This window comes from Halobellus captivus, from assembly GCF_003697845.1.
GTDB classification, from domain to species: Archaea; Halobacteriota; Halobacteria; order Halobacteriales; family Haloferacaceae; genus Halorubrum; species Halorubrum glutamatedens.
On the sequence record NZ_RDQE01000012.1, the window covers coordinates 12,978 to 25,508 of the forward strand.

General features: G+C 60.7%; 13 protein-coding genes and 1 pseudogene. 8 read left to right on the forward strand and 6 right to left on the reverse strand.

From position 1 onward, the window contains the following. The first annotated feature begins 364 nt into the window (after positions 1-364). Entirely contained in the window at positions 365-1,822 is a 1,458-nt protein-coding gene (locus EAO78_RS13855) for a sulfatase (protein ID WP_122106433.1), read from the forward strand. A gap of 100 nt (positions 1,823-1,922) precedes the next feature. On the opposite strand, the gene EAO78_RS13860 is transcribed toward EAO78_RS13855, so the two are convergent. The 5 genes and pseudogenes from EAO78_RS13860 to EAO78_RS13880 all read right to left on the reverse strand — a co-directional run bounded on the left by EAO78_RS13860 (position 1,923) and on the right by EAO78_RS13880 (position 5,749). Further along, entirely contained in the window at positions 1,923-3,035 is a 1,113-nt protein-coding gene (locus tag EAO78_RS13860; RefSeq protein ID WP_122106434.1) for a glycosyltransferase family 4 protein, read from the reverse strand. A gap of 56 nt (positions 3,036-3,091) precedes the next feature. Continuing rightward, positions 3,092-3,904 carry an XrtA system polysaccharide deacetylase gene (locus tag EAO78_RS13865; RefSeq protein WP_203227894.1) on the reverse strand — a complete coding sequence of 271 codons (813 nt, stop codon included), beginning with the start codon at positions 3,902-3,904 and terminating at the stop codon, positions 3,092-3,094. Beyond that, on the reverse strand, positions 3,901-4,668 hold the full coding sequence (locus tag EAO78_RS13870; RefSeq protein WP_122106435.1) for a formyl transferase: 768 nt from the start codon (positions 4,666-4,668) through the stop codon (positions 3,901-3,903). The genes EAO78_RS13865 and EAO78_RS13870 overlap by 4 nt, the downstream gene beginning before the upstream one ends. 139 nt (positions 4,669-4,807) lie before the next feature. Next, positions 4,808-5,317 (reverse strand): annotated as a pseudogene (locus tag EAO78_RS13875) (glycosyltransferase family 4 protein); the annotation flags it as partial. Positions 5,318-5,563: 246 nt separating this feature from the next. After that, positions 5,564-5,749, reverse strand: coding sequence for an HVO_A0114 family putative DNA-binding protein (locus tag EAO78_RS13880; RefSeq protein ID WP_238987708.1), 186 nt, complete (start codon positions 5,747-5,749; stop codon positions 5,564-5,566). A 531-nt stretch (positions 5,750-6,280) separates the two neighbouring features. Between EAO78_RS13880 and EAO78_RS13885 the strand changes: the two genes are divergently transcribed. The 6 genes from EAO78_RS13885 (at position 6,281) to EAO78_RS13910 (ending at position 11,262) form a co-directional block, all read left to right on the forward strand. Beyond that, positions 6,281-7,477 carry a Cdc6/Cdc18 family protein gene (locus EAO78_RS13885; protein WP_122106436.1) on the forward strand — a complete coding sequence of 399 codons (1,197 nt, stop codon included), beginning with the start codon at positions 6,281-6,283 and terminating at the stop codon, positions 7,475-7,477. 212 nt (positions 7,478-7,689) lie between these two features. After that, the gene (locus EAO78_RS13890; protein ID WP_203227895.1) at positions 7,690-7,926 is read left to right on the forward strand and encodes a HepT-like ribonuclease domain-containing protein; all 237 of its coding nucleotides are present in this window, start codon (positions 7,690-7,692) and stop codon (positions 7,924-7,926) included. 314 nt (positions 7,927-8,240) lie between these two features. Further along, complete coding sequence (locus EAO78_RS13895) at positions 8,241-9,386, forward strand: NAD(P)/FAD-dependent oxidoreductase (RefSeq protein ID WP_122106438.1); 1,146 nt, start codon at positions 8,241-8,243, stop codon at positions 9,384-9,386. Between the two features lie 87 nt (positions 9,387-9,473). After that, positions 9,474-9,830, forward strand: coding sequence for an HTH domain-containing protein (locus tag EAO78_RS13900; protein WP_122106439.1), 357 nt, complete (start codon positions 9,474-9,476; stop codon positions 9,828-9,830). Continuing rightward, on the forward strand, positions 9,827-10,279 hold the full coding sequence (locus EAO78_RS13905; RefSeq protein WP_122106440.1) for a type II toxin-antitoxin system VapC family toxin: 453 nt from the start codon (positions 9,827-9,829) through the stop codon (positions 10,277-10,279). Before EAO78_RS13900 ends, EAO78_RS13905 begins: the two co-directional genes overlap by 4 nt. Before the next feature lie 50 nt (positions 10,280-10,329). Then, entirely contained in the window at positions 10,330-11,262 is a 933-nt protein-coding gene (locus EAO78_RS13910; protein WP_122106441.1) for an NAD-dependent epimerase/dehydratase family protein, read from the forward strand. An 84-nt stretch (positions 11,263-11,346) separates the two neighbouring features. Here EAO78_RS13910 and EAO78_RS13915 read toward each other — a convergent pair whose 3' ends face one another. Further along, positions 11,347-12,033, reverse strand: coding sequence for a DUF7509 family protein (locus tag EAO78_RS13915; RefSeq protein WP_122106442.1), 687 nt, complete (start codon positions 12,031-12,033; stop codon positions 11,347-11,349). A gap of 95 nt (positions 12,034-12,128) precedes the next feature. Between EAO78_RS13915 and EAO78_RS13920 the strand changes: the two genes are divergently transcribed. Then, on the forward strand, positions 12,129-12,521 hold the full coding sequence (locus tag EAO78_RS13920) for a winged helix-turn-helix domain-containing protein (protein WP_122106443.1): 393 nt from the start codon (positions 12,129-12,131) through the stop codon (positions 12,519-12,521). Positions 12,522-12,531 lie beyond the last annotated feature (10 nt).

Below are 12,531 nucleotides of genomic sequence, written 5' to 3' on the forward strand. Positions count from 1 at the left end.
TCGTAAATGCTTGAATTCGGTCACTCCGGCTCGGTTTCTAGGATCACAATCCTTGACAATTCGTCACTCACAGCCTTAATCGAACGTGGAATGGAGTTGGAAGGATCACGTTTCAATGTACAGATCTAAGACTCCACACCCTTTCCTCTATCTCTACGGTCAGCCAGTCTCAGAATAAATCAATAGAGAAATGTAGTTTAAGAGATTCAAACTAGATAAAATCGGCAGAAAATCTAAGAGAACCGCGATCTAGATGCTCGTAGAAGAGAAATGATAATAGATAGAAGAAAAAATACAATTACCCGAAAAATAATATAATGTATGGAAATTCGATGAAAACAAGGCAGAAACGATCTCCCAATCTATGACCAACATCGCCCTCATCGTAATGGATACCGCCCGGTACGATTCGATACTGGATACCCGGGCAAAGCTATCGACCTTCGAGACCCTCCGAGAGGAAGGCACGACATACACCTCCGCGTTCGCGAGTGCCCCGTGGACGCTCCCCTCACACGGAGGGCTCTTCTCCGGGCGGTACTCGTCGAGACACGGCGCGAGTGCGGCCGCGAAACGCTTCCCGGAGAGCGTTCCCACCGTCGTCGAATCGTTCGCGAACGCCTCCTACGAGACGGTCGCCGTCTCGAACAACACCTGGATCAGTGACGAGTTCGGGTTCGCCCGTGGGTTCGACACTTTCCGGAAGAACTGGCAGTACATCCAGTCTGACGTCGACCTCGGGAAGATCGCCCGAGAGGAGGAGGGATTCGACAAGATACGCGGCGTCGCGAGACAGCTGTTCGACGGGAACCCGATCGTCAACGCCGCGAACGCGGTATACGGACAGTTCGTCAGGAAGCGGGCCGACGACGACGGCGCGAAGGGGACGAATCGATGGGTGGCCGATTGGCTCGACGACCGCGACGACTCGAACCCGTTCTTCCTGTTCATCAACTACCTCGAACCACATCTCGAATATCGCCCACCCGAGGAGTACACGGAGGAGTACCTCCCCGAGGGTGTGAGCTACGCGGAGGCGATGGAAGTCAATCAGGACGCCTGGACGTACATCGCGAACGACGTCGAGATGACCGAACAGGACTTCGAGATCCTCGAAGGGCTCTACCACGCGGAGATCGCCTACCTCGACGAGCGCATCGGCGAGCTCCGCCGACTACTGGAGGAGGCGAACGAGTGGGAAGACACCGTCTTCGTCGTCACGGGCGACCACGGCGAGAACATCGGCGATCACGACCTCATGGACCACCAGTACAGCCTCCACGACACGCTGATCCACGTGCCGCTCGTGATCCACGGGGACGCGTTCACGGGCGGGGAGACGGTCGACGACCTCGTCCAGTTGACCGACCTCGCGCCGACCCTGCTCGATGCGGCCGGAATCGAGAACGACGAATTCGAAGAACAGTCACAGGGCCGGTCGTTCCATCCGGATTCCGAAACCGAACCACGGGAGTACGCCTTCGCCGAATATCTGGCTCCACAACCCTCGATGGAGGCACTCGAAAAGCGCGTCGGCGATCTACCCGAGGAAGTGTACGAGTACGACCGATCGCTCCGAGCGATCCAGAGCGAGGACTGGAAGTTGATCCGGGGCTCGGATGGGTCGACCGAACTCTACCACGTTGCCGAGGATCCCGACGAACTGAGGAACCTCACTGCGGATCGTCCTGAGAAAGTCTCCGAACTCGAATCTGAACTCGACACGTGGCTCGACTCGTTCGACCACGCCGACGTAACGGGTGACGTCGACATGAGCGACGAAACCAAAGACCGGCTGGAAGATCTCGGCTACCTTCAGTAGGCGATCGACTCCAGACAAGCGGTTATATTACACGTTAGTAAATTCCACAGAACTCAATAAATAACCTATCATAATTATGTTTTAAAGTTCTATTTTGTTTCTAACAGAGTTCAAGGAGTTCTCTTGAAGTCTCTTCTACTGTCTCAGACCACGAAAATTCAGCTTCAACGGTTTTTCGCCCATTCCGTCCATACTCCTCGCGTGTCTTGTCATTATTGAGGAGACATTTAACCGCGGTACACATACCTTCCGTATCACCCCACTCTACGGTTGCTCCGGCTCCCGAAACGACATTGACGATTTGATCCAGATCCGTACACACTACTGGAGTTCCGGATGCCATCGCCTCCATGACGACGCGCGGGAATCCCTCTGCCCTGCTCGGCAGTAGCAACACGTCCGCCGTCCGGAATATCTTCGGCATATCGTCGTAGTCAACTAGGCCCAGGAACTCCACGGTCGATTCCAGCCCCCGGGCCGCCACGTCCGCTTCGAGCTCCTCACGAAGCGGTCCGGATCCAACCATGTACAACCGGACGTTGGGATGATCCGCCTGCAGGCGTTCGATCGCATCGATCGCGTGGTGTGGTCCCTTACCCTCGACGAGCCGTCCAACGAACAACACGCTCGGTACGTCATCGTCGATCAGTTCGCTTGTGAGTCCGTCAGGATGGAACTTCTCTGCGTCCACTCCATTGGTGATCACTTCAATGTCGGTCGTAACGCCGATCTCTCTAGTCGCCTCCCGCTCCGCATCCGTGTAACAAAAGACGACATCCGCGCTGTTGAGCGTCCATCGTCCGATCGTTTTCAGATAGTACGAGAACAACCGATCCGGAGCTGACTGCGAATACAGGGAGTGGTTCGTGATCGCGAGCGGTATATCACCCAACCATCGCTTCAGCGCCGCGAGGTTCGTGCTAAAGTAGAAGTGGGAGTGGGCGTGGATCACGTCGAACTCTTTCGCTCCGAGGATCCGGCGGGCCGCCGTGACCGAGATCTCGTTTTTTAAAAGGTTCACCGTCGTGGGACAGTAGACGATCTCGTATCCATGGCGAGTTTCCCGTCGGACTCGATCGACGTCATCCGTCACCTTTAGAACGGTCACATCGTGACCCATCGCCGCCTGATCACGACTCATTGCGTGGACGTGGTATTCACCGCCACCGATCTCGTCCGGGTACAACCAGTGGCTCACACGAAGGATCCGCATCTATCGGGTCACCTCGGGAGCATCCGTCCAGAACCTGTCGATACGTCGCTTCCAGGTCATACACTCTCACCGATCGGCTCCCAATCAAACGCGGAGAGGAGACGCTCGAATTTACGCTCCGTTCGTTCGATATTCGTGTAATGTCGGGCACGATACTGCCACTTAACGTCATCGACCCGCGGCTGATCTGGGTCGAGTTCCCACGGATGGAGATAGAACACGCAGTCACGCTGCGTTGCGATCCGCTCCAATCCACGTCGATAAACTGAGTAGGGAATAACTCTGAAATATCCCCCACCCGCCCACGGGATCCGCGTGACTTTGGCATCAATGAGTGGAAGTTGTACCTCGGTGAACCCGTCACGGATCTCCGTGAACGTCTCCGCGGAGTCAACACTCAATCCGCCGTACCGATCATGAACCGGTGCGGCAAAGAGACTCGAATCGTATTCGAATCCGAGATCGTCAAGCACGTCGATCGCCCAGTCGGTGATCGAGAAGCTTGGTGCGCGATAGCCGCGAACCCGCTGGCCCGTGATCGTCTCAAGCAGGTCTACCGATCGAGCGATGTCCGCACGAACGTCTTCCGGCTCCTGTTCGTAGAGGAGCCTATGATTGTATCCGTGGCTAGCGATCTCGTGCCCCCGGTCCGCGATCTCTGCGACGAGTTCAGGAGCTCGGTCGGCGACGTGACCTAACACGAAGAAGGTCGCTTTCGTGTCGTGTTCGTCAAGCAGGTCAAGAATCCGGTTTGTACCGTGTTGGACGCGAAGTTCGTACTCGTCCCACTGATCTCGATCAAGGCCATTCCAGAGGTTGTGCGAGTGAAACCAGTCTTCGACGTCGATAGAGAGATACATGTCGCTCATACGAGCTGGTTTCCCCGCCTCTGGAACTCCCTTCGATCGCTCTTCGTCGGAAAAGAGAAGTACGAGCCCTCGCCAGTCATCTCCGTAGTCGCTTCCGTTCCCGCCGCGATCTCGTTGATCGCCTCCGCAACAAGTCGACCGCCCTCCCGTTTCCCTCTCAGTATTGCGTCGTCAAGAGTCGTGTTCGTGTCTATCGGAAAGGTTCGCTGTTTCATGATCTGACCCCTATCGATTTCTGGAACCATCGTGTGTACCGTGGTCCCGATCTGATCTTCACCGTGATACAGGGCCCAAAACGTCGGGAGCATTCCCCGGTATTTCGGCAACTCCGCCGTGTGGACATTTAGACAGTACTGGTTCGGTACGTCGAGTAATTTTTCATCGAATATCTGTGATGCCGAGACCGACAATAGGACGTCGATATCAGTAGCATCTACCCATTGGATATAGGTATCCTCATTGATACCATCACGTTTCTCGACGGTTATTTCGTGCTTCTGAGCCACTGAATCGACAGAATATGTACCGATACCGATCCTATCGGATATCTTTCTACTTGTATACGCGACTGATCGACGAAGGAAGTGTATTGGTCCATAGAAATCGAGCATACGTTTGGCGAATACAGGTAACGTTTCATCAAGAAGGTCAAGGATCGTTATACGTTCGACGACTACATCATCTAGTCTTGGAAGAAATTCTTGAAAGAAGGTGGGCATATAAAACGGGTCATCCTGTGTGACGATCGCGATTCGGAGCGTCATCTACGACCTTCGAAAATTGAATCCAGAGATCGGTTCAGCCGACTCTGTGCTACGCGAGAGGTTCGCATCCGCCCTATAGTTCAAGAGGACTAGTTAAGTGAATTCGGATCTAAACGGGCTGAGACGAAATCTGACTGGAGTTTGGTACACGTTCCAGAGGAGAGGATACCTGCTCTGTGTCTACCTCCGTGTAACAGAACACCACGTCCGCCTGGTCGAACGTCCACCGCCCGAGCGTCTTCAGGTACCACCGAAAGACGCGTTCGGGTGCCGACTGCGAGTAGAGCCCGTGGTTCGTGATCGCCAGCGGGACGTCCCCGAGCCGCGCTTTCAGCGCCGCCATGTTCGTCGCGAAGTACAGGTGTGAGTGCGCGTGGATCACGTCGAAGTCGTCCGAATCGGCGTGCCAGAGGTATCGCGCCACCGCCGGCGAGACGTCGTTGCCGATCACGGAGATCCCGGGATCGACCCGGAGCACGGTGTACCCGTGCGTCTCCTCGACCCGCGGCAGCGACTCGTCGACTCGCGTCGTCAGTACCGTCACGTCGTGGCCCATCGCCGCCTGGTCGCGGCTCATCGCGTGGACGTGGTACTGCCCCCCGCCCTTCGTGTCCGGATACAGGTGCTGGGCCACCCGGAGGATTCGCATTCGACCTCGAGTTGGACACCGCAATACACAAGCGTGCCGATTCGCCGACGATCGGCCCACAGTTCCACGTCAACCACGACACCGAGTATACACAGATTCTGTATGATGTGGCGTGGCAACGCGAAAGAACAGCTCCATCCGCGACGACCGAGAGGGATGGATTCAGGAGAAGGTCAAACCCCGAGGCACTCGGTCTGCCTACCTGTCGGTCGTCGTGCGCGGTGTGTCACACGGTTTGCGGGTTCCTCACCCGACTCGCTCGCGATGAGTTCGACGTCGAGGTGGATCCGTTCGTAGGGGAGGTACGGTCGCTTTGATCGACCGCCCCCGACCGTCCTCGACGACGAACACGAGCCCGTAGTCCGCGAGGAGCGTGACGTCGTCGTGGACCGTCCGGTACTCACGGTCGAGCGCGTCGGTCGTGATCGTCACTACGGACGACGATGCCCTCCGCACGGACGTCGTCGGCAAGCGACGAACGCGGAACGCCATCGGTACGACGAGTCGGCGGGTCATCCGCTCCTCGTCATCAGTGCCGACGAAACACCGTCCACCTGAGCTAAGAACGGGCGTTCAGAAGCTCTGCGCTTGACAGGGGGCGGCCCCGTCTCCCCACCCGACCATGTCGAGTGTTCCGGCGACGATATCGCACCCACTTCCGATGACACGGGATCGATGGCACACACCCCGTACCGAGTGAAGACGGGGTCGATCGAGGCTCGATGGGACCGATCCGTCGACGCCGACACCCACACCCGATACCGAGTGAAATCAGTCCCCGATATGAACGGTCCGTCCGTGACTGGCCGTGGATACTATCACTCGGTTTTGAGTGTGTGATACGTCATAATACTATATTTAATAAATATTAGAAAGGTCCTATTAGGCTTCTAAACCGGTTACAATAGAACTCACTCGGTACGAGGTCGATGGATATATACCGGATACCGTTGACACACTACTATGACGGAACGCGGCGATATCTTCGAAACGGGGGAGATATTCAGGGAGCGAGAGCTGGTTCGCGTCGGCCACGTCCCCGATCTCGATCGTGTCGTCGGCCGCGACGAGGAGATAGAGTCGATGGGGAGCGCGCTCGCTCCCGCGATACGGGGCGGTCCGCCCGAGACGACGATCGTCTATGGAAAGACCGGGACCGGAAAGTCACTCGTTACGAGGTGTGTCACCAGGGAGGCAACACGTCGCGCGGCGGCGGACGGGAACACGTTCGCATACGCCTATATCGACTGCTCGGACTACGGAACCGAAGCGCAGGCGAGTCGGCAGATGGCGCGTGAGCTTCACGAGCGGCTCGGCGACGCCGTCGACGATCGCTCGATCCCCCGGCGCGGTATCGGGGCCGCGGACTACCGCGACATCACTTGGGAACTGCTCACGGAGGGCGACGTCGACGCGTTTGTCGTTGTCCTCGACGAAATCGACAAACTCGACGGCGACGCGCTCCTACGGAGCCTCTCGCGCGCACGGGAGAGCGGGAAGGCGGACACGTTCGTCGGGGCGATCTGTATCAGCAACAAGATCGAGTACCGCGAACGACTCGGCGAACGCGTCGATTCCTCGCTCCAAGACAACGAACTCGTCTTCGACCCCTACGACGCCACACAGATCGAGGCGATCCTCTCCCGTCGCCGGGACGCATTCGCGGAGGGCGTCCTCGACGACGGTGTCATCCCGAAGACCGCAGCGCTCGCCGCCCGCGAACACGGCGACGCCCGAAAGGCGATCGATATGCTGTACGAAGCGGGGCGACTGGCCGAACAGGAACGGGCCGATCACGTCACGGAAGCACACGTCGATGAGGCCGTCGATCGTGCGGAAATAAACCGGTTCCAGAAGCTCGTGAGCGGACAGACGCCGCACGTGAAACACATCCTCCGGGCGCTCGCACTCCTCACCGAACGGGCCGATACACGGACGTTTCGCACCGCGGAAGTGTATGACGCGTATCGGAAGGTCGCCGAGCAGGCCGGTACGACGCCGCTGAGCTACGACCGTGTCCAGCGCCTCCTCAAAGAGCAGGCGTTTCTCGGCGTCACGGAGAGCAAACACACGGGCGGTGGCCACGGCGAGGGGAGCTATCGAGTCCACCGCCTGCTTCGATCACCGGAGATCGTTACGAGAGGACTCGATGACCAGTAGCCGGTGACGAGTAACTGGTAACCTACCACCAGGTCCGATCAGCTGGTACTCACTCGGTACGAGGGGTGTCTCTACTTGACCGTCGCTCCAATTCGACTCGACCGTACCAGACGAGTGTACACTCGGTACGGGGTGTGTCCCGATCTCAGAGAGGATCGATCAATAGTGGCAAAAAGGAGACGATCGACCGAATCGTCGACGAACTCGAGTTCGTGACGGAAGCGACGAGGGTACTCGCTCGAAAGCGGTCACTCGAACGCGAGGAGTATCTCGCCGATCGGGAACAACAGGCGATCGTCGAACGAGAGTTCCAAGTTGCCATCGAAGCCTGTATCGACATCGCCGAACTGCTCATTCGTGATTCGACGGAAGAGATGTCTCCCACCAACGCCGAAAAGTTCGATCGTCTCGAACGACTGGACGGGCTCTCCGAGGAGACGACGGCTTGATCGGCACCGCGGGCGACGACCACCTGGAGACGACTTGCCCTACGTTCCCGAAGACGAGCACCATCGACGATCTGCTATCCGAGGCGACTCCGATAAAGAGTGTGTGGGTCGCGCCGGCGACACCACGAGGACGTCGACGACGAGCCCGGGACGATGGACCGCTCCGTACGTGAAGACACGAGGGGAGTCGAACGGGTAGCCGACGGCGGGACGGTCGGTCGCTCCTCGCACGTACTCGCCGTCCACCGGCGTTACGAGGACGACCGCGTTCCGCCACCCGAAACGCCTTGTGATCCCCGCTCGACTCCACCGTCATGTACGACGCGGTCGTGGTCGGCGGGGGCATCGTCGGCTCCTCGGTCGGGTACCACCTCGCCCGTGCGGGCGTCGAAACGCTGCTCGTGGACCGCCGGGACGCGGGCCGGGCGACGACCGCCGGCGCGGGCATCGTCTCGCCGGGGACGAGCAGCCGCACCGCGGACGACGACTGGTTCGCGTTCGCGACCGACGCCGTCGACTACTACCCCGAACTCGTCGACCGACTCGAGGCCGACGGCGTCGACGACACCAGCTACGCCCGGGTGGGCCTGATCGCCGCCGCGGTCGACGACGACGAGCTCGCCCCCTACGAGGACGCGACCGCCCGGATCGAGGCACGTCGCGACCACCTCCCGAACGTCGAGGCGATCGAGCCGAGCGCCGCGACCGACCGCGTTCCCGCGCTCGCGGAGCCGCAGCGCGCCTTCCACGTCCCCGACGCCGCACGCGTGAACGGGCAGGTCTTCGCGGGCGCGCTCCGGGAGGCGGGACGGACACACGGCCTCGAGACGGCGGCGGGAGACGTGACCGGGATCCGGACCGACGACGACCACGGGACCGGAAACGACCGCGTGACCGGCGTGCGGACCGCCGACGGCGGCCGGATCGACGCGGACCGGGTCGTGGTCGCCGGCGGGGCGTGGTCGCCCGCGTTCGGCGACGACCTCGCGATCGATATCCCCGTCGAGCCGAAGCGCGGACAGATCGTCCACCTCGACCTGCCGGAGGCGGACACGGGGTCGTGGCCGGTGCTGAAGGGGTTTCACCACCACTACGTCGTCCCGTGGCCCGACGGCCGCCTCGTCGCGGGCGCGACCCGCGAGGCCGGGAGCGGCTTCGACCCGCGGGTCACGGCCGGCGGGCTCCGCGAGGTGCTCGGCGAGGCGCTCCGGCTCGCGCCCGGGCTCGCGGACGCGACCGTGATCGAACACCGGGTCGGGCTCCGGCCCGCCTGTGTCGACGGGGTTCCGGTGCTCGGCGCGCCCCCCGACGTCGAGGGCGCGTACCTCGCGACCGGCCACGGCGCGACCGGGCTCACCCTCGGCCCCTACAGCGGGAAGCTCGTCGCCGACCACGTCACCGAAGGGAAGCCGATCCCCGATCCCGTCTCAGTGACGCGGTTCGGGGACGACTCCCGGTAGTCGGATCGCCGGGAGCGGTCGCACGTGTGGCGTTTCCGTATGGGGTGCGCCACAAGGGTTATTTGCTCGCGGCGGGTTGGATCTCATATGAGCAGGGACGAACGCGAGGACTCCGGTCGGTACGCCGAGAGGGTCACGCTCGATGCCGTGCTCGGGGTCTTCGGAACGGTGGAGGGGCCCGTCGTCACCTCGGGCGACGTCGCCGAGGCGCTCGACTGTTCCCGGGAGACCGCGCGTCGGAAGCTTCACACGCTCGAGGCTCGAGGACGGATCGCTGGTCGAGAGACGGCCGGGCGGATCGTCTGGTGGATCGTCGACGACCGAGCGCCCGCACGTGGGATCGATCCGGACGATCCGTTCTGGGAGTTCGACCCCGGCGCGTCGGGAGAGTCGGACGTCTCCGAGCGCGTCGATGACGTGCTATACGGCGAGGAATCGGCATGAATGAGACGGGCGCGATCCCCGTGTTCGTCGATACCGGCGCGTTCTACGCACGAGCAGATGCGGACGACGAACATCACGCGGATGCGCTCCGGCTCTTCAGTGGCGTTCGATCCGGCGAGATCCCCTACCGACCGATATACACGTCGCAAGCCGTGCTCGCCGAGTTCGCGACCTTGGCACTCTACAAACTGGGCCACGACACCGCCACTCGGGCACTGGCCGCCATCCGAGACTCGAACAGCGTGAACGTGATCCCGGTCGGCGAACACGCGTTCGAAACTGCGGCAGCGCGGTTTGCAGACTACGACGACCAAGAGATCTCGTTCGTGGACCACACGACCGGCGTCCTTGCCGACGAGCGTGACGTCGAACACGTCTTCGCCTTCGATTCCGATTTCCGGACGCTCGGGTTCTCTCTCGTTCCTGCCGACGTGAACGTTCCCGAATAGCGACGGGACGAACCGAAGCGCTAAACCGGCGTCTCCGAGGAACGTCCCCCATGCAGAACCAGCGCGTCCTCGTCACGGGCGGCGCGGGCTTCATCGGCTCGAACCTCGCGAACCGCCTCGCGAGCGACAACGACGTGATCGCCGTCGACGACACCTATCTCGGGACCGCCGAGAACCTCGACGAGGACGTGGAGTTCGTCGAGGCGGACGTCCTCGACGACGACTATCCCGTCGACGTCGACGTCGTCTTCCACCTCGCGGCGCTCTCCTCGCGGAACATGCACGAGAACGACCCCCAGCGCGGCTGTCGCGTCAACGTCGAGGGCTTCGTCAACACGGTCGAGCGCGCCCGCAGGGAGGGATGCGAGACCATCGTCTACGCCTCCACCTCCTCCATCTACGGCAGCCGCACCGAGCCGTCTCCCGTCGACATGGACGTGGAAGCCCACACCGCCTACGAGGCCTCCAAGCTCGCCCGCGAGCGCTACGCCGAGTACTACGCCAACCACCACGACGTGAACGCCGCCGGCCTGCGCTTCTTCTCCGTCTACCAGGGCTTCGGCGGCAACGAGGGCCACAAGGGCGAGTACGCCAACACGGTCGCGCAGTTCGCCGACGCCATCGCCTCGGGAGAAGCGCCCGAACTCTTCGGCGACGGCACCCAGACGCGGGACTTCACCCACGTGAGCGACGTCGCGCGCGCCTGCGAGCTCGCCGCCGACAACGAACTGACGGGCGTCTACAACGTCGGCACCCAGGAAGCCTACTCGTTCAACGAGATGGTCGAGCTGATCAACGACGCGCTCGGCACCGACATCGACCCCGAATACATCGAGTGTCCCTTCGACGGCTACGTCCACGACACCATGGCCGACTACTCGACGTTCCACGACGCCACGGGCTGGGAACCGCGGATAGACTTCGAAGAGGGCGTCGAACGCGTCTGTGGGCCCTACCTCGAGGACACGGTGGGGACGAACTAGCGGGACGTGACCGACGCGGAGAACATGATCGTTCCAGAAACGATCAGATCTGCCACACATCGTTGAGTTCGAGATCCGGCTGACTCACGACCGATCCGTAGCATCGGAAGCGTCTTCGAGGGTCGGCAGCGAACCGTGCCGTTCGCGTCGAGCGAGATCGCGAACGAACAGTCGGATCTGTGTGACGAGGTCCTCACGATCCGTGTACGAGTACACCCGTGCGTCCCAACGATCCTGGACGGCCGCGATCATGGCGCTTCGCACACCTGATTCGTGGATGAACAGAACTCGCTCGTGCCGATCGGACACGGATCGGGAGTCGATGGATTCGGCGCGTTCGCGGTAGAACGCCTCGAGGACGGATCCAGTTTCGATTCCAACGCCGAGGTTATCGCCGATTTTCGGGACGAGATATATCACCGCGTTGCTCGCGAAAGCGAACTCGATGCTCTGGGTTCCTGCATCCATCTCATCGAGTGGGACGTCGACATCGACCGCGAGAAATGCGTTCACGCCCGGGTCGGTTCGGAGCCGATCGCGAACGAACAACAGCAAGTCGAAGACGGCCTCCTGCTTTTCGAGGTCGGTTTCGGAGTCGACGAGCGTTCCGAAATCGATCGACTCAGGGATCCGATCGAGATCGAGGGCGTCATCCGCATCGGTCGTCTCGAGGACCGAATCGAGGTCGAACGCCTTGTACGGTCCCATCAAATAGACCAGAAATCGGGAGTGGGCGAGCTCTCCGAGGGAATCAACGATCCGGTTGCGCATAGCGGGTATTGATACGTATTCGATATAAAAACCACCAATATCAGTATCTATTGAGTCAGCGAAGGCTTATGCCGTGAGGCGTGTCACTTCGAGATATGGCCGAGACAGGGAGAACGGAACGTGGTTCGGGTGGGCGGTCCGCACTCCTCCCGGAGCACAGTTTGCTCTCGCTCGAGGAATACCTCGCGATGCAGCGGGCGATCGGCAACGAGACCCGGTTCCGGATCCTCGACCTGCTCGTTGAAGAGGGCGCACAGGGAGCGGCGGAACTCCGAGCCACACTCGACATCGAGTCGAACACCCTTCACTATCACCTCGACGAACTCGTCGACGTCGGACTCGTGGAAAACCGCAAACGAACGGAACCGTCGAGCAATGGGCTCTACTCCTACTACCGGGCGACCTCACTTGGTGAGGGGATCCTCGAACACGGCGTTCGCGAACTGATGCGCGAGGAGTGGGAGCTCCTCGAGGACTACGGCGGGTGAGACCGGTCTT